At 65.7% G+C, this 17,582-nt stretch carries 16 protein-coding genes; 10 read left to right on the top strand and 6 right to left on the bottom strand.

Annotated features, from left to right (window positions below; translation table 11 throughout):
- Nucleotides 1-4: 4 nt before the first annotated feature.
- The 8 genes from QCE62_RS02855 (at nt 5) to QCE62_RS02820 (ending at nt 5,746) form a co-directional block, all read left to right on the top strand.
- A complete protein-coding gene (locus QCE62_RS02855) occupies nt 5-760 on the top strand; it encodes an enoyl-CoA hydratase/isomerase family protein (RefSeq protein ID WP_309914079.1) in 756 nt (251 codons plus the stop codon).
- Complete coding sequence (locus QCE62_RS02850; RefSeq protein ID WP_309914076.1) at nt 751-1,212, top strand: hypothetical protein; 462 nt, start codon at nt 751-753, stop codon at nt 1,210-1,212. The genes QCE62_RS02855 and QCE62_RS02850 overlap by 10 nt, the downstream gene beginning before the upstream one ends.
- 57 nt (nt 1,213-1,269) lie before the next feature.
- Nucleotides 1,270-2,070, top strand: a complete 801-nt coding sequence (locus QCE62_RS02845) for a hypothetical protein (protein ID WP_309914073.1) — start codon at nt 1,270-1,272, stop codon at nt 2,068-2,070.
- Nucleotides 2,071-2,073: 3 nt separating this feature from the next.
- Nucleotides 2,074-2,490 carry a hypothetical protein gene (locus QCE62_RS02840; RefSeq protein ID WP_309914070.1) on the top strand — a complete coding sequence of 139 codons (417 nt, stop codon included), beginning with the start codon at nt 2,074-2,076 and terminating at the stop codon, nt 2,488-2,490.
- A gap of 147 nt (nt 2,491-2,637) precedes the next feature.
- Nucleotides 2,638-3,114, top strand: a complete 477-nt coding sequence (locus QCE62_RS02835; RefSeq protein ID WP_309914068.1) for a Fur family transcriptional regulator — start codon at nt 2,638-2,640, stop codon at nt 3,112-3,114.
- Nucleotides 3,115-3,172: 58 nt separating this feature from the next.
- The gene (locus tag QCE62_RS02830; protein ID WP_309914066.1) at nt 3,173-4,054 is read left to right on the top strand and encodes a metal ABC transporter solute-binding protein; all 882 of its coding nucleotides are present in this window, start codon (nt 3,173-3,175) and stop codon (nt 4,052-4,054) included.
- A complete protein-coding gene (locus tag QCE62_RS02825) occupies nt 4,051-4,965 on the top strand; it encodes an ABC transporter ATP-binding protein (protein WP_309914065.1) in 915 nt (304 codons plus the stop codon). The genes QCE62_RS02830 and QCE62_RS02825 overlap by 4 nt, the downstream gene beginning before the upstream one ends.
- Nucleotides 4,958-5,746 carry a metal ABC transporter permease gene (locus QCE62_RS02820; RefSeq protein WP_309914062.1) on the top strand — a complete coding sequence of 263 codons (789 nt, stop codon included), beginning with the start codon at nt 4,958-4,960 and terminating at the stop codon, nt 5,744-5,746. The genes QCE62_RS02825 and QCE62_RS02820 overlap by 8 nt, the downstream gene beginning before the upstream one ends.
- 28 nt (nt 5,747-5,774) lie before the next feature.
- Here QCE62_RS02820 and fghA read toward each other — a convergent pair whose 3' ends face one another.
- Genes fghA through QCE62_RS02805 form a run of 3 tightly spaced genes read right to left on the bottom strand, consistent with a single transcriptional unit; the run spans nt 5,775 to nt 8,994 of the window.
- The gene (fghA, locus tag QCE62_RS02815) at nt 5,775-6,623 is read right to left on the bottom strand and encodes an S-formylglutathione hydrolase (protein ID WP_309914059.1); all 849 of its coding nucleotides are present in this window, start codon (nt 6,621-6,623) and stop codon (nt 5,775-5,777) included.
- 14 nt (nt 6,624-6,637) lie between these two features.
- Nucleotides 6,638-7,744 carry an S-(hydroxymethyl)glutathione dehydrogenase/class III alcohol dehydrogenase gene (locus tag QCE62_RS02810; protein ID WP_309914055.1) on the bottom strand — a complete coding sequence of 369 codons (1,107 nt, stop codon included), beginning with the start codon at nt 7,742-7,744 and terminating at the stop codon, nt 6,638-6,640.
- A 35-nt stretch (nt 7,745-7,779) separates the two neighbouring features.
- Nucleotides 7,780-8,994 carry an AGE family epimerase/isomerase gene (locus QCE62_RS02805; RefSeq protein ID WP_309914053.1) on the bottom strand — a complete coding sequence of 405 codons (1,215 nt, stop codon included), beginning with the start codon at nt 8,992-8,994 and terminating at the stop codon, nt 7,780-7,782.
- A gap of 571 nt (nt 8,995-9,565) precedes the next feature.
- On the opposite strand from QCE62_RS02805, the gene QCE62_RS02800 reads away from it, so the two are divergent.
- Nucleotides 9,566-10,957 (top strand): nucleobase:cation symporter-2 family protein, encoded by a 1,392-nt coding sequence (locus QCE62_RS02800; RefSeq protein WP_309807377.1) that lies wholly within the window; start codon nt 9,566-9,568, stop codon nt 10,955-10,957.
- Nucleotides 10,958-11,090: 133 nt separating this feature from the next.
- Here QCE62_RS02800 and QCE62_RS02795 read toward each other — a convergent pair whose 3' ends face one another.
- From QCE62_RS02795 to QCE62_RS02785, 3 genes are read right to left on the bottom strand one after another with little or no spacing between them, the layout of a single operon-like run.
- Nucleotides 11,091-12,542, bottom strand: a complete 1,452-nt coding sequence (locus QCE62_RS02795) for an efflux transporter outer membrane subunit (RefSeq protein WP_309914050.1) — start codon at nt 12,540-12,542, stop codon at nt 11,091-11,093.
- Nucleotide 12,543: 1 nt separating this feature from the next.
- Nucleotides 12,544-15,723 (bottom strand): efflux RND transporter permease subunit, encoded by a 3,180-nt coding sequence (locus QCE62_RS02790; protein ID WP_309914047.1) that lies wholly within the window; start codon nt 15,721-15,723, stop codon nt 12,544-12,546.
- 18 nt (nt 15,724-15,741) lie between these two features.
- Complete coding sequence (locus tag QCE62_RS02785; protein WP_309914045.1) at nt 15,742-16,938, bottom strand: efflux RND transporter periplasmic adaptor subunit; 1,197 nt, start codon at nt 16,936-16,938, stop codon at nt 15,742-15,744.
- Between the two features lie 394 nt (nt 16,939-17,332).
- Here QCE62_RS02785 and QCE62_RS02780 point away from each other — a divergent pair.
- Nucleotides 17,333-17,582, top strand: a 250-nt coding sequence (locus QCE62_RS02780) for a hypothetical protein (RefSeq protein WP_309914042.1), incomplete at its 3' end; no start/stop codon positions are given.

Genomic DNA, 17,582 nt, shown 5'->3' with positions numbered 1-17,582 from the left:
ACGCATGGAAACACTTGGCACAATCGACATGACGCAGCGCCTGGTTCCGCTGGATGACTCGCGTTCGGGCATCGTGCAGTTGACGCTGCACGGCGCGACACCGGCCAATGTTCTCGATACGGCGGTGCGGCGGCGCATCGTCGGGACGCTGGAAGCGGCGGCCACGGACCCGGAGGTAGCCGCATTGATTCTGTCAGGTCCGACGGGCGGCGCATTTTGCGGCGGCGGCGATGGGCAGGAAGTGTCGAACCTGAACAGCGAGTCGGACGTCGATGCCTGGCTCGACAGCATCATGGCGCTGTATCACGCCGTCCTGAGGTTTCCGAAGCCGGTGATCGCCGCCATCGACGGTCAGGTGAAAGGACAAGGCCTGCAACTCGCGCTGCTGTGCGACATCCGCATCGCGGCTTACGGCGCGCGCTTTTCCGAGCCAGAACTCGCGCAGGGCGTGAGTTGTGCTGTCGGCGCGGCGATGTTGCGGCACTTCGTGCCCCATGGCGTGGTGTCGGAAATGGTCTATGGCTGCAAGGAGTTTGGCGCCATCACCGCGCTCGAACACAGTCTGGTCAACTTCGCGGTGCGCGAACACGAACTGATGCCCATGGCCCTGCATTGGGCTCGCCGGCTGGCGGATCATGCACCGGCCGCGTTCGCGCACACCAAGGGCATCATCGCGCACACCCTGCTGCAGGCGCTGACTGCTTGCCTGCCCGCTGCCCGCGCGACCCATCGGCAACTGCTGGTGCGTCCATGCGCATGACACTGCACGCGATCCTGTGCGGCCTGTGTCTCCTCGCGACAGCGACCGCGAACGCGGCGCTTTCGCAGGCAGCGGCTCCCTGCGCATCGGAAGGCAAGTTCCTGCGCTCCGTCGCGACTTGGCCGGACGTCAGAAGCGCCATCGACGCACGCCTTCCGTATGGACCGAACGCGTCGCAGGCATCGCCGACGCCCTCGCCATTCATGGAAAGCACCCGGGCGCTGCTGAGCGAATCCGGCCAGGGCGAAGTGCAGGACGCTTTTCGCTCACTCTCGCAGCTTGCGCGGGACGGTGATCCGGAGGCGGCGTTGCTCGTCGGCTTCATGCATGCCCAGGGCATGGGCACGCCCACCAACTACTGCGCCGCCCAGGCGTGGTTCTGCCGGGCGGGCGACGGCGGTATCGAGGAAATCAAGCACGCGATGCGAAACCGCTGCCCCGAATCTCAATGACGTTTTTCCACTACCGCGCCGAGCGATGTCCGCTCGCCCCACTTGCCTGACCAGAACATGAAATCGCTGTTATCGAGTCTCGGTGCCATCGCCGTCGCTGTCTTCCTGAGCCTTTCGTCGCCGCTGCATGCAACGGCGCCCGGCCGCTGGATCGAATCCTCCAATCCACCCTACGTGGCGCGTGTCTCAGATGGCACGCTGCTGTCGATCCAGCTTCAGCCCATGCGCCTGAGGCTCGACATGAACGCGCACAACTCGGTCCGATCCGAAACCGACGACTTCAAGCCCGCCCGCTATTCGTTCCCGCGCGCACACGTTCCGCAAGCCGTGCTGCATCGCCTGACGGACATCTATCGCTACGAGCGCCGCAGGGACGTCCCGATCGTCTCCTCCGGCGGCAACTGGGTCATTGCCGAATACTTCCCCGCTCGTTCGCACATTCCGGTCGCGCGCTTCCAGTTGCTGGGCGGGCGCGTGCAGCGTCAGGAACGGCTTGATTCAACCGGCCGCACGACGCAGATCGTCGTCATCGGCTGGGCGCGTGTTGCCGCGTCCGCCGACGAGGAAGCCAGCGATCTCACCGCGCTCGGCGAGCGTCCCGCGTGGATTCGGGTCTTCCGTGTGTCGCCCTCCGGAGCGAAAACCCTGGTGGCGGTCGCCAGGCGCAAGCGCAGTTTCACCGCACCGCCCGACCCCGACCACGTCCCGCAAGACGACGATCTGACGTTCGGCTCGCCGAAGGGCATGCCCGAATGGCGTTCGATGGCCGAGTTCGTCGCCGCCCAGGAAATCGACCTCGACGCCGCCGCCCTGTCCGGGAAGTCCGGCACGGCGCAGCGCGCGGGTTCGCGCGTCTGACGCATGTCTCAGAAGAACGCCATGCGCGCGTCCGGATCGAGACTTCGCTGGCTGGCCGCCGCGCTCGTCCTGCTGGGCGCGGACGCCCGCAGTGCGGACGACGCCGCGCAAGCTCACTACTACATCGGACGCCAGGGCGACGCGTTCGAATACGCCCGGATGTCCGCCGGCGAAGGCGCGGCCGAACGTCGCGTGCTCGTCTGGTATCTGGGCAACCGGACCGGCAGGACGCCGTCGGTCCGCTATCAGGACGGCGCGAGCGGCGGAACCCTGACCTGCTATGACGATTGCCAGTTCGTTCGCGGCGTGACGACCGTCGCGGGAAAAGTCGTGCATGTGGGACGCATCCGTGTGACGAACGACCCGCTCATCTACGCCATCATGCACGACGCACTCGCCGGGCATCTGTCGAAACGTTGACGGCGGAGGACCGCGGAGCACGGTCGCTCATGACCCCGCGTGCATCTTCCGTTGATACGTTATATCATCGCCGGATTGCATTGCGAGCGGCTGGTCCGCTCCGCATTCACCCCTTGCCTGGCTCACGCTCCGCGTGGCCCGAATGTCATGACTGATTCCGTCGAAACCAAGCTCGCGCGCGCCGAGGTGCTGGCCACCGAGCGCGGCGTCGCGCTGACGCCGCTGCGCCGCCACGTGTACGAACTCGTCCTTCAGGCGCACAAGCCGATCGGCGCCTACGATCTCATCGACGCCATGCAGCCTCAGCGCGGCTCGCGCGTGCCGCCCACGACCGTGTACCGGGCGCTTGAATTCCTGGTCGAGAACGGTTTCGTGCATCGCATCGAATCGAAGAACGCGTTTGTCGCCTGCTGCGATGCGGGCAAGCCGCACGAAAGCCAGTTTCTGATCTGCGACGAATGCGGCGCGACGCTCGAAATCCAGGGCCGCGAACTCGCGTCGTCGCTGTCGGCGAGTCCGCCCGCGCATGGCTTCAAGGTGCATCACCAGGTCGTCGAACTGAGCGGCCTGTGCGCCGACTGCCAGAAGAAACATCGGGCGCAGCATCGCCCGCAAGGCGCCTGAAGCGCCCGCCAGCAACGACACCCATCCCGGCTCTGACCGCCACCACACGAGGAAATCGATGAAATTCGCGCACGTCCTGACCTGCTTCGCGCTCGCGCTCGGCTTTTGCAATACCGCTTCCGCGCAGGCGGCGCGCGTGCCGGTCGTCGCGGCAGAAAACTTCTACGGCGACGTGATCCGCCAGCTCGGCGGCGACCACGTGCAAGTGACGAGCATCCTTAGCAATCCGGACGAAGACCCGCACTTGTTCGAGGCCAGCCCGAAAACCGCACGCGCGTTGCAGCATGCGTCGCTCGTCGTGTACAACGGCGCGGACTACGATCCATGGATGGACAAGCTGCTCGCGGCATCGAAGAGCAACGACAAGCGCACGGTGATCGTCGCGGCGCAACTCGTCGGCAAGAAGGCCGGCGACAATCCGCACCTCTGGTATGACCCGGCGACCATGCCGGTCGTCGCGCGCGCGGTGAGCGCCTATCTCGTGAGCGCCGATCCGTCGCACAAGAGCGACTACGACGCCCGTCTCGCGACCTTCCTCGACTCGCTGAAGCCGATCGACGCCAGCGTCGCGCAACTGAAGGCGCACTACAAGGGCGTGCCCGTGACGGCCACGGAACCGGTGTTCGGCTATATGGCCGATGCCATCGGCTTCGAGATGCGTAACCTGCGCTTCCAGATGGCGTCGATGAACGAGACCGAACCGAGCCCCGCCGACATCGCCGCCTTCGAGAAGGACTTGCGCGAACGCCGCGTGCACGTGCTGATCTACAACAGCCAGGCCACCGGCGCGCTGACGAAGCGCCTGCTGGGCGTCGCCAAGGACGCGCACGTGCCGAGCATCAGCGTGACGGAAACGCTGCCGGCGAAGAAGACCTACCAGCAATGGATGCAGTCGCAGCTCGACGCACTCGCGGGCGCGCTGCAAGGATGGCAGCAATGAATGCAGCACGACCCGCGCTCGAAGTCGAACACGTCACGCTGGAACTCGGCGGTCGCGAGATCCTGAACGACGCGAGCTTCACGGTCCACAACGGCGAGTTCATCGGCGTGCTCGGACCGAACGGCGCGGGCAAGACCACGTTGATGCGCGCGCTGCTCGGCCTCGTGCCGTTGAAGAGCGGTGCGATCCGCGTCAACGGCGAGGCCGTGGTGCGCGGCAATGCGTCGATCGGCTATATGCCGCAGATCCGCAGCGGTCTCGCCAACCGCCGCGTGCTGGGCCGCGATTTCGTCGCGATGGCCGCGGACGGGCATCGCTGGGGCCTGCCGCATCGCGATGCGCGCGTGCGTGCCGAAGTCGAGCGCGTGCTCGACCTGGTCGGCGCACGGCAGCTTGCGTCGCGGCCGCTGTCGGAACTGTCGGGCGGCGAGCGGCAGCGCCTGCTGCTCGCGCAATGCCTGCTCGGCAATCCGCGTCTCCTGCTGCTCGACGAACCGCTCATCAGCCTCGATCCACGGCATCAGACCGGCGTGGTGGAACTGGTGCGGCGCGTGCAGCGCGAACTGAACATCACGGTGCTGTTTTCGGCGCACGAACTCAATCCGCTGCTGAACTCGCTTGACCGCGTGCTCTATCTCGGCAGCGGCCGCGCGGCGCTCGGCACCGTCGACGAGGTCATCTCGAAGCCGGTGCTGTCACGGCTGTACGGCTCGCCGATCGACGTGATGCGGGTGAACGGGCGCATCTTCGTGATGTCGGGCGATGTCGAGATCGACAAGCTCGATCACGCCCACGAGGAAGACGGCGAACACACGCACGATCATGACCACGGGCACGGGCATGGCCATGCGCATCATCATGAGCACGCCGGCGCTCAGGGCAAGAAGGGAAGCCACACGCACAATGTTTGAATACGACTTCATGGTGAATGCATTCGCGGCGTCGGGAATCGTCGCGGTGCTGGCGGGCATCGTCGGCTATTTTCTGGTGATGCGCGGGCAGACCTTCGCGGGCCACGCGCTCTCGCACGTCGGCTTCACCGGCGCGACCGGCGCGGTGCTGATCGGCATGCCGCCGCTCTGGGGCATGGTCGGCTTCACGCTCGCGGCGGGCATCGGCATGGGCGCGCTCGGCGAAAAGCTCTCGGGCCGCGACGTGGCGATCGGCGTGATTCTCTCGTTGTCGCTGGGCTTCGGCCTGCTGTTCCTGCACTTCTTTACCGCCTATGCCACCCAGGCCACTGCGCTTCTGTTCGGCAACGTGCTCGGCGTCAGCCATGACACGCTGATCGTACTGCTCGGTCTCGCGCTGGTGAGTCTCGCGGCGCTGGCGTTCATCATGCGGCCGCTGATGTTCGCGTCGCTGCAACCGGAACTGGCCGAGGCCAAGGGCGTGTCGCTGCGGCTCGTGTCGGTGCTGTTTCTTGCGATCACCGCGCTCGCAGTGGCAGCGTGTACGCAGATCGTGGGCGTGTTGCTGGTATTCGCGCTGATGGTCGGTCCGGCCGCCGCCGCGCAGAACGTCACGACGCGGCTGTCGTCAGGGCTGTTGCTGGCCGCCGCGTTCGCGCTCGGGCAGGCGTGGCTCGGGCTGACGCTCGCCTACTACACCGACTGGCCGACGAGCTTCTGGATCACCATGCTCGCCGCCGTCGTCTATGGCGCGAGTCTGATCGGACGGCGCGGCGACTGAGTTCTCTCGCCGGCGCCGTCCTGCAAACTCACTTGCACAACACCCGCGCGTGATGCGCGACATGCTCGCCCACGAAGGTCGAGATGAAGAAGTAGCCGTGATCGTAGCCTTCGTGCCGCCGGACGTTCACCGTGTGTCCGGCTTCACGCGCATTGCGCTCGAACACGTCGGGATGCAACTGTTCGGCGAGGAACTGATCCGCCAGCCCCTGATCGATCAGGATGCCGCCCTCGAAGCGCGCGGCCGCATCGCCCTTGATGAGCTCGCTCGCGTCATACTGCTTCCACGCCTCGCGATCGTCGCCGAGGTAGCCGGAAAACGCCTTCACGCCCCACGGACACTGCGACGGCGCCGCGATGGGCGCGAACGCCGACACGCTGCGATAGATGTCCGGATTGCGCAATGCCAGCACGAGCGCGCCGTGCCCGCCCATCGAATGACCGAAGATGCCGATGCGGTCCTCGCGCACCGGCAGTTCCGCGATCACCGTCTCGCGCAATTCCTGCGTCACATACGAGTCCATCCGGTAGTGCTTCGACCATGGCTCGCGCGTCGCATCGACATAGAAGCCCGCTCCCGCGCCGAAGTCCCACGCGTCCTTCTCGCCGGGAATGTCGGCGCCGCGCGGCGACGTATCCGGCGCGATCAGCGCAATGCCGTGCTCCGCGGCGTAACGCTGCGCGCCCGCCTTGATCGGAAAGGTTTCTTCGGTGCAGGTCAGGCCGGCGAGGTAGAACAGCGCCGGCACCTTGCCCGACGCGGCCTGCTTCGGCAGGAAGACCGAGAAGCGCATCGGCAGGCCGATGCTTCGGGCGTCGTGCTTGTAGATGCGCTGCACGCCGTCGAAACAGCGGTGCTCTTCCACGAGTTCCAGCATGAAGGCCTCCGGGTTCAGTAGACCACGACCGAGCGGATCGACTCGCCTTTCTTCATCAGGTCGAAGCCGTCGTTGATCTGCTCGAGCTTGAGATGGTGGGTGATCAGGTCGTCGATATTGATCTTGCCTTCCATGTACCAGTCGACGATCTTCGGCACGTCGGTACGCCCGCGTGCGCCGCCGAACGCCGAACCTTTCCACTCGCGGCCCGTGACCAGCTGGAACGGCCGCGTGCTGATTTCCTGCCCGGCCGCCGCCACGCCGATGATGAACGACTGGCCCCAGCCCTTGTGCGTGCATTCGAGCGCCTGGCGCATCAGCGTCGTGTTGCCGACGCATTCGAACGAATAGTCCGCGCCGCCGTCGGTCAGCTGCACGATGTGATCGACGACGTTCTCCACTTCCTTCGGGTTGATGAAGTGCGTCATGCCGAACTTCTTCGCCAGCTCGATGCGGCCCGGATTGATGTCGACGCCGATGATCTTGTCCGCGCCGACCATCTTCGCGCCCTGGATCACGTTCAGTCCGATGCCGCCCAGCCCGAACACGACGACGTTCGCGCCCGCCTCGACCTTCGCCGAATACACCACCGCGCCGACGCCCGTGGTCACACCGCAGCCGATGTAGCAGATCTTGTCGAACGGCGCGTCTTCACGCACCTTGGCCACCGCGATTTCCGGCACGACGATGTAGTTCGAGAACGTCGACGTGCCCATGTAGTGGAACAGCGGCTTGCCGTCGAGCGAGAAACGCGAAGTGGCATCGGGCATCAGGCCCTTGCCCTGGGTCGCGCGGATCTTCTGGCAGAGATTGGTCTTGCGCGACAGGCAGAACTTGCACTCGCGGCATTCCGGCGTGTAGAGGGGAATGACGTGATCGCCCTTGCGCAGCGTGCCGACGCCCGGTCCGACATCGACGACCACGCCCGCGCCCTCGTGCCCGAGGATCGCCGGGAAAATGCCTTCCGGGTCCGCGCCCGACAGCGTGTAGTAGTCGGTATGGCAGATGCCGGTTGCCTTCACTTCGATCAGCACCTCACCGGCGCGCGGACCTTCGAGATCGACCTCTTCGATCGTCAGCGGCTTGCCTGCTTCCCATGCGATTGCGGCTTTCGTCTTCATCGTTCAGCTCCTCGGTTTTGATTGGCGGATTCAGTTCAGCGCACGACGTTCAAGACTTCGTAGCATGCGCCCATCGTGTGATAGTCGGTCTTGCCGGCGGGACTCTTTTCGTCGCTGTACTGGCGGTTGTCGCGCGTCAGGATGCGATACCACGCGCCCCACTTGTGATCGACGAAATGCTCCCAGGAATAGGCCCACAGGCGGTCGTAATCGTTCCAGTAGCGCGCGGCGAGCGTCGTGTCGCCCGCGCTGCGCGCGTGCTCCGCGAGCAGCGCCGCCGCTGCGAGCGATTCGGCCTGCACCCAGAAATACTTGTCCTCGTCGTAGAACTGGCCTTCGGGGTCGAAGCCATAGACCATGCCGCCGTGCTCGTGATCCCACGAGCGCTCCAGCGCCCGGTCGAACAGTTCGCGCGCGCGCACGGCATGCCAGGCTTCCGGACGATGCCGGTCGAGGATCAGCAGCAGCTTCGCCCATTCGGTCTGGTGTCCCGGCTGGAAACCCCACGGCCGGAAGATGTTGCTGCGGTCGCCCTTGTTGTAGTCCCAGTCGACGGACCAGTCCGGCTTGTAGTGCTCCCACACGAGCCCGCCCGCGAGCGCCGCCTGACGGTTCACCATGTTGTCGGCGAGCAGCGCGGCGCGGTCGAGATAGCGCGCGGCGCCGGTGGCCTCGAACGCGGCGAGCAGCGCCTCGCAGGTGTGCATGTTGGCGTTCTGGCCGCGATACTCCGACACGTCCCAGTCCGCGCTCGCCTCGTCCTTGTAGAGACCATGCGGCGCGTCCCAGAAGCGGGCTTCCATCAGGTCCCAGGTTTCGTCGAGATAGGCGCGCGCCTCGTCGACGCCGGCTTCGACCGCCTTCGCATACGCGAGCATGACGAACGCCAGTCCGTAGCAATGATTGGTCGCGTCCGTCACCTCACGGCCGTTCAGCGTCCACGCGTAGCCGCCCGTCTGCGGATTGCGGTGAAACTCGCGCAGATAGTCGATGCCATGCACCACGCCGCCGCGATATTCGTCCATGCCCCAATGCTTCCAGGCCATCGCGTAGTTGAAGACGAAGCGCGTGCTCGACACCAGATGCCGCGAGGTGCGGTCGTAGATCGTGCCGTCGTTCTTGTAGTAGTGGAAAAAGCCGCCCGCCGGGTCCATGCAGTGCGGGTGATAGAAGGTCATCGTGCGCAGCACGTGGTCCAGCAGGAAGGCGCGCGAACGGAAGTCAGGATGGGACGGCGAAGGTGCGGGCATGGCGGATTCCGGAGTGAGCTGGACGATAGCGGGCATCATGCGCCGCTCATATGAAGCGTCGCTTCATGATGCGCGGCGCGCGTTGCATCGGCTTCGAGGGTACGCAAGTTTAAGCGCTCTCGCGGCGGACCGTGAACCCGCCGTCGGACCGCGTGTCCGGATCGAGGACGCGCAGGAAGCGTTCGTCGAGCGACAAACCGGCGATGTAAAGCGCATCGATTCCAGGAAAAACCATGGGACGGCGGAGCGAAAAAAGGCCTTAGGGAAAACGCGCAAAACGGGGGTTTACCCCTGCGCCGCGCGACCCGCGTCAAAAATCGACTATACGCACGGGGTAATGCACATCATAACGAGCACCGCAGGAAGTGCGCCTTGCACGACCCGACGAATTTCCCTTGCAATGCGCCAAGCCCCTTGTAGCCGGGACCTGCGCACGTTTGCGTCCGCGCCGCCGCGCCCGATCCATATCGGCGGGCGAACGCGACGTATAGCGCCGCGTGGTCTTGTTCATGCATTTTGATGCACTTAACGTGGAGGCCATTCTTGTTAGAAGGCAATAAAGGAGAGAGACATGGCATCAAGTTCGGTGAATCCGTCCGTGCATCCGTGCGACGAGCGGCTACCTGCCGGTCAGTTGCTGACCCTCGGCATCCAGCACGTGCTCGTCATGTACGCCGGCGCGGTCGCGGTGCCGCTGATCCTCGGCGCCGCAATGGGCTTGCCGAAGGACCAGGTCGCGTTCCTCATCAGCGCTGACCTGTTCTCCTGCGGCGTCGCGACGCTGATCCAGACGCTCGGCCTGTGGATCTTCGGCATCCGCCTGCCGGTCATCATGGGCTGCACCTTCGCCGCGGTCGGCCCGATGGTCGCCATCGGCACGAATCCCTCGCTCGGCATTCTCGATGTCTTCGGCTCGACCATCGCGGCCGGCGTGATCGGCATCCTGCTCGCGCCGATGATCGGCAAGCTGCTGCGCTTCTTCCCGCCGGTCGTGGTGGGCACGGTCATCGCGGTGATCGGGCTCTCGCTGATGGGCGTCGGCATCAACTGGGCGGCGGGCGGCGTCGGCAATCCCGACTACGGCAACCCGGTGTTCCTGCTGCTCTCGCTCGTCGTGCTCTCGCTGATCCTGCTCATCAACAAGTTCGCGCGCGGCTTCATCGCCAATATCTCGGTGCTGCTCGGGATCGTCGCGGGCTTCGTCATCGCCGCGCTGCTCGGCCGCGTCAACATGGACGGCGTGGCCCATGCGCCGTGGGTCGGCATCGTGCTGCCGTTCCACTTCGGCCTGCCGCATTTCGATCCGCTCTCCGTCGCGACGATGGTCATCGTCATGTTCGTCACGTTCATCGAGTCGACCGGCATGTTCCTCGCGGTCGGCGATCTGGTCGAACGTCCCGTCGATCAGAAGTCGCTGGTGCGCGGACTGCGCGTCGATGGCCTGGGCACGCTGATCGGCGGCATCTTCAACTCGTTCCCGCATACGTCGTTTTCGCAGAATGTCGGGCTGATCGGCGTGACCGGCGTGAAGAGCCGCTTCGTCTGCGCGACCGGCGGCGTCATCCTGGTCGTGCTCGGCCTGTTCCCGAAGATGGCGCAGGTCGTGGCTTCCGTGCCGCCGTTCGTGCTGGGCGGCGCGGGCATCGTGATGTTCGGCATGGTCGCGGCAAACGGCATCAAGACGCTGTCGCGCGTGGACTTCTCGACCAATCATCACAACCTGTTCATCGTCGCGGTCAGCGTGGGCATGGGCATGGTGCCGGTCGTCGCGCCGAAGTTCTTTACCCAACTGCCGCACGCGCTCGAACCGATCCTCCACAGCGGCATTCTGCTGGCCTCGGTGACGGCGGTGATTCTGAACATCGTGTTCAATGGCGTGCGCAAGGAACGCGAGGCGCGGCGCGAGATCCGCGAAGCCGCGCACGATTTCGATGGCGCGGCGCACGCAGGCGACGCGCATTGATGATGGAGTAGTCCCAGGAAGTGCTTGCGTTGAGCGCCGCGACGAAAGTTGCGGCGTTTTTTTTGTGTGCTCGCGTGACCCGCAGGCGTAGCGCGGCGTGTAAGCGGCAGGCGCCTCACGACGCCTGCGCCCATCACGAACTCGCGTCCGCCGGACGCGGCGCGTCTCCCGTCTTCTCAATCCACCCGCCGCCGAGCGCCTGATACAAACTCACCAGATTCGCCAGCCGCTGTGTGCGCGCGGAAACGAGCGTCTGCTGCGCGGCATAGAGATCCTGCTGCGCCGTCAGCACGTTCAGATAGCCGTCGACACCTTGCCGGTAGCGCAGCGTCGAAAGATCCAGACGACGCTGCTGCGCAGCCGTATCGCGCTCGAGCGCCGCGATCTGCTGATCGAAGGTGCCGCGCGCGGCCAGACCGTCGGCGACGTCGCGGAACGCCGACTGGATGGTTTTCTCGTAGCGCGCCACCTCGATGCGCTTGCTGACGTTCGCCAGGTCCAGGTTCGCGACGTTCTGGCCGCCCGAGAAGATCGGCAGGGTGATGGTCGGCGCAAAGCTCCACGCCGCCGAGCCCGGCTTGAACAGCCCGCCGAGCGACGGACTCAGCGTACCGAAGCTGCCGGTCAGCGAAATGCTCGGAAAGAACGCCGCGCGCGCCGCGCCGATGTTCGCGTTGGCGGCAACCAGGTTCTGCTCCGCCTCCATGATGTCCGGACGTCGCAGCAACAGGTCCGACGGCAGTCCCGCTGGCAGGTCGGTCAGCATCGGCTGGCGAGCGAGCGGCTGACCTTCCGGAAGATCGTCCGGCACGGGTTCGCCGAGCAGCAGCGCGAGCGCGTTCACCGCCTGGGCCCGCGCGCGTTCCTGCGCCTGCAGATTGGCCGCCGCGGTTTCCATCACGGTTTGCGACTGGCTCAAATCCAGCTCAGACGCCGTGCCGTTGTCGAACTGCAGCTTGACGATGCCGAACGAATCGCCCGCGCTCTTCAGTGTCTCGCGCGTGACGGCGAGGAGATCGTCGGCTTGCAGCACTTGCAGGTATTGCGTCGCCACCTGTCCGACCAGCGAAATCTCGGCCGCCTTGCGTGCATAGGCAGTCGCGAAATAGGTGGCGAGCGCCTGGTCCTTCAGGCTCTGCACGCGGCCGAACAGGTCAATTTCCCACGACGCGTTCAGGCCCACGGAGTAGCTGTTCTGGATCGTCTGGTTGGCGAATGCGAGATCCCGCGGCGTGCGCTGCTTCGTCTGTCCGCCCTGCGCGCTCACCGACGGCAGCAGCCCGGCGCGGGCGATGCGGTATTGCGCCTGCGCCGCCTGCACGTTCAGCACCGCGACGCGCAGATCGCGGTTGTTGCGCAAGGCGATGTCGATGAGTTGCTGCAAGCGGACATCGATGAAGAAATCGCGCCAGCCGACATCGGCGGCGGGCGTGGCGGACGCGTTTTGTGCAGCCTGCGCCGCATATACGCCATCGGCGGGATAGCCCGCGGGCACCGGCGACGCCGGCTGCGCGTACTTGGGCGCGAGCGTGCAGCCGCCGGCAAGCCACGCGATGGCGGCGGCAATCAAGGTCAGTCTCAGCATGTCAGTGTCCCTCCTTGCCGGCTTCCGCGCGGCGCTTCTGGTCGTAGTGCGCGAGCGCGGCTTGCGGGTCCTCCTTGTCGCCGCCGAAGCGCGAACGCACGACGACGAAGAACATCGGCACCATGAAAATGGCCAGGAAGGTCGCGGTGAGCATGCCGCCGATTACGCCCGTGCCGATCGCGTGCTGGCTGCCCGAGCCCGCGCCGTTGCTGATGGCGAGCGGCAGCGTGCCGAGGATGAAGGCCAGCGAGGTCATCAGGATGGGCCGCAGACGCAGGCGCGCCGCTTCCATCGCTGCTTCGACCGGACCCATCTTCTGGGTGAGCTGCAGGTCGCGCGCGAATTCCACAATCAGGATGGCGTTCTTCGCCGACAGCCCCACCGTGGTCAGCAGGCCGACCTGGAAGAACACGTCGTTTTCCAGGCCGCGCAGCGACACGGCAAACAACGCGCCGATCACGCCGAGCGGCACGACCATGATCACGGCGAACGGCACCGACCAGCTCTCGTACAGCGCCGCGAGACACAGGAACACGACGAGGATCGAGATGCCGTACAGCACGGGCGCCTGCGAGCCCGACTGGATCTGCTGATAGGACAGCCCGGTCCATTCGAAGCCGATGCCCGCCGGCAGCTTCGCCGCGAGCGCTTCCATGGCGGTCATGGCCTGCCCGGTGGATTTGCCGGGCGCGGCAACGCCCTGGATCTCGATCGACGAACGGCCGTTGTAGCGTTCGAGCTTCGGCGAGCCGTAGCTCCAGCTGCCGGTTGCGAACGACGAGAACGGCACCATCGCGCCCGACGCATTGCGCACGTACCAGCTGTCGATGTTCTCCGGCGCCATGCGGAACGGCGCATCGCCTTGCAGGTAGACCTTCTTGATGCGGCTGTCGGTATCGAGGAAGTTATTGACGTACTTCGACGCCCACGCAATCGAGAAGGTCTGGTCGATCGCCGACGGATCCACGCCCTGCGAAAGCGCCTTCTGGCGGTCGATGTTGACGCGGAACTGCGCGGTATCGTTGAGGCCATTCGGACGCACCTGCGCCAGCGACGGATCCTTCGCCGCCATGCCGAGCAACATCGCGCGCGCCTGCATCAGCTTCTCGTGACCGAGACCCGCGCGATCCTGCAACTCGAAGTCGAAGCCCGCCGCCGTGCCGAGTTCTGGAATGGACGGCGGATTCACCGGGAACACCAGCGCATTCTTGTAGCCGGCGAAGTGCCCGAAGGTCCGGCCGACCAGCGCCTGCACCTTCTCCTTCGCGCCGGTGCGCTTGGCGAAGTCCTTCAGGCGCACGAACACGAGGCCCGCATTCTGGCCGCGGCCCGCGAAGCTGTAGCCGTTCACGGTGAAGGCTGATTCGACGATCGCGCCTTCCTGCTTGAGCAAGTAGCCCGAGACGTCGTCGAGCGCGCGCTGCGTCAGTTCCTGCGTGGAGCCGGCTGGCGTCGCGACGAGCACGAACATCGTTCCCTGGTCCTCGTCGGGCAGGAAGGCTTTCGGCAGCCGCGCGAACAGCAGCGCGACCGCCGCGATGATCACCAGATAGACGATCATGAAGCGGCCCGAGCGGCGGATCACCTGATACACGCCGTCGTGATACTTCTCCTGGCTGCGAGCGAACACGCGGTTGAACCAGCCGAAGAAGCCGGTGGTCTTCGGCCCGTGTCCCGGCGGCAGCGGCTTCAGGAGCGTAGCGCACAGCGCCGGCGTGAGGATCATCGCCGTGAGCACGGAAAGGCCCATGGAGGCCACGATCGTCAGCGAGAACTGCCGGTAGATCGCGCCCACCGAGCCGCCCGAGAACGCCACCGGCACGAACACCGCCGCCAGCACCAGCGCCACGCCGACCAGCGCGCCGGTGATCTGGCTCATCGCGCGGCGCGTGGCCTCCTTCGGTCCGAGACCCTCCTCGGTCATCACCCGCTCGACGTTCTCCACCACGACGATCGCGTCATCCACCAGCAGGCCGATGGCGAGCACCATGCCGAACATCGACAGCGTGTTGATCGAGAAGCCCGCCGCCGACATGATCGCGAAGGTGCCAAGCAGCACCACCGGCACGGCAAGCGTGGGGATCAGCGTGGCGCGCAGGTTCTGCAGGAACAGGTACATCACGAGGAACACCAGCACGATGGCCTCGAACAGCGTCTTCACCACCTCGCTGATGGACTGCCTGACGAACGGCGTCATGTCGTAGGGATACTCGACGACCAGCCCCGGCGGGAAGAACTTCGAGAGCTCGTCGATCTTCGCGCGCACGGCGTTGGCGGTGGCCAGCGCGTTCGCGCCGGTCGCCAACTGGATGCCGAAGCCGGCGGCCGGCTTGCCGTTGTAGCGCGTCTCGAAGATGTAGTTCTCACCGCCCAGGCCCACGCGCGCGACGTCCTTGATGCGCACCTGCGAGCCGTCCTGGTTCACCTTCAGCAGCACGTTGCCGAACTGCTCGGGCGTGCGCAGCAGCGTGGCTTCCGTGATGGTCGCCTGCATCGCCTGGCCGGGCACGGCGGGCGTGCCGCCCAGTTGCCCCGCCGCGACCTGCACGTTCTGCGTCTGCAGCGCGTTCTGCACATCGACCGGCGTGAGGCTGTACTGCGTCAGCTTGTTCGGGTCGAGCCAGATGCGCATCGCGTATTGCGTGCCGAACAGCGTCACCGTGCCGACGCCGTTGAGACGGCTCACCGGGTCCTGCACGTTCGACGCCACGTAGTTCGCGAGGTCCTCGCGGCTCATGCTGCCGTCCTTCGACACGAACGCGAGCACCAGCAGGAAGCTGCTGCTCGACTTCGACACGCTGGTGCCCAGTTGCTGCACGACCTGCGGCAGGTTAGGCGTAGCCAGTTGCAAGCGGTTCTGCACCTGCACCTGTGCGATGTCGGCATTGGTGCCGGCGGCGAAGGTCAGCGTCACGGTGGCGGTGCCGCTGTCGTCGGAGGTGGAGGACAGGTACAGCAGATGGTCGAGACCGCTCATCTGCTGCTCGATCACCTGTGTCACCGTGTTTTCAACGGTCTGGGCCGAGGCGCCCGGATAGGTGGCGGAAATCTGGATGGCGGGCGGTGCGATCGTCGGATACTGCGCGACCGGCAAGGTCGCGACCGACGCCGCGCCCGCCAGCATCAGGATGATGGAGACCACCCACGCAAAAATCGGGCGATCGATGAAGAAATTGGCCATGGCGCGTGTCTCCCGTCCTTACGCACCACCGGCGCCGGAACCGCCGGAAGCGGCAACCGGCGTTGCGGCGGACGCGCCCGGCAGATGCGCCGACTGCGTCTTCACCGTCATGCCGGGACGCACCTTGTCGATGCCCTCGACGATCACGCGCTCACCCGGCTGCAGCCCGCTGTCGACGATCCAGTTCTGTCCGTAGGTGCCGCCGGTGACGAGCGGACGCAGCGTGACCTTCTCGTCGCGGCCGACGACCAGCGCCTGCGCCCCGCCCTTCTGGTCGTGCGACACGCCCTGCACGGGCACGACCAGCGCGTTCGGATTCACGCCTTCCTCGATGCGCGCGCGCACGAACATGCCCGGCAGCAGCACGCGGTCCTTGTTCTCGAACATCGCGCGCACGGTCACGGAGCCGGTGGACGGGTCCACGGTGACGTCGCTGAATTGCAGCTTGCCCTGCTCGGGGTACACGCGGCCGTCTTCCAGGATCAAGCTCACTTTCGCCGCGTTCGGGCCATGGGTGGCGAGCCGCCCTTCCTGGATCTGCCGGCGCAGCCTGAGACCGTCGATGCTCGACTGGGTCAGGTCCACGTACATGGGGTCGAGCTGCTGGACCGTCACCATCAACGTGGCTTGGGCGGCCTGCACATAGGCGCCCGGCGTGACCTGCGAGATGCCGGCCTGGCCCGTGACGGGCGCGACGACATCGGTATAGCCGAGGTTGATCTGCGCGGCGTCGATCGCGGCCCGTGCCGATGCGACATCCGCCGCGGCCTGCGACTGCGCGGCGACGGCGTTGTCGTAGTCCTGCCGGCTGACCGCGTTCGATGCAACCAGCACCTTGTAGCGCGTGGCCTGCGCGGTGGTCGAGTCGAGATTGGCGCGCGCCTTCGCGAGCGACGCCCGGGCGTTGTTCAACTGCACGATGTATGGCGCCGGATCGATCTTGTACAGACGCTGCCCGGCCTTGACGACGCTGCCTTCGGTGAACTCGCGGCGCAGCACGATGCCGTCGACGCGCGCCCGCACCTGGGCGTCGAGGTAGGCGCTGGTGCGCCCGGTCAGTTCGGTCGAGACGGGCACCGTGACGGGCGCCAGCGTGACGACGCCGACTTCCGGCGTGTGCGGCGTCATCGCGGGACGCTTTTCCCCGCAGGCGGCGGTCAGCATGGCGACCGTCGCGACACCGATGAAGCGATATGGAATCCGTGTGAGACGCATGGAACGCGAACCTCTTTGATGACTGAAATTGAAATGACGCAGGGCACCCAGGGGCACCCGCGGGCACTCGCGAGGACCCGCGCGTGCGCAGCCACGCGCGCCGGACACGATGGCCGTGCGCACGCTGTGCAAGATGCGATGCGAGGGCCGCTCAGGCAGCCCCGATGGTGGGAATCACTGGCGCTTCGGACTGGACCTCGCGCTGGAAAGGCGCCGTGCAGAGCGCCGCGCGTCGTGTCGGAAAGCGGATCGGAATATTTCGGGATGACTAATCTTTTTGCTTGCTCGCATCGCGGGATTTCAGCGTTTCGATACAGCCCGCCGCGTTGTTTCGACTGGCGCTCAACACACGCCGGACGACCCCACGGACAGGCCACAGAGACTGACGCAGTAGTTGCTGCGGCAAGCAATTGATTATAGTGAGCGCGCGCCTTCAGTCCGCCCGATCATCGGGCAGATCCGTCAACGTTTGTCGTTGCTTGTTGAATTTCAACAAACGCTGTCATCGCTGGCCCGTTACGGGCGAAAAAAAGCCCGGCGCAAGGTGAACTGCACCCCAAAAGTTGGACACCAGTCCAACGATTTGGGGTGTTTTTTCATGAGCAAGCACAGCGCACGATTCAAGCAAGCAGTCGTCAAAGACT

This window comes from Caballeronia sp. LZ033 (genome assembly GCF_031451265.1).
Taxonomy (GTDB): Bacteria; Pseudomonadota; Gammaproteobacteria; order Burkholderiales; family Burkholderiaceae; genus Caballeronia.
The sequence above is the reverse complement of the archived record's forward strand: the minus strand, read 5'-3'. Positions and strand labels throughout refer to the sequence as shown.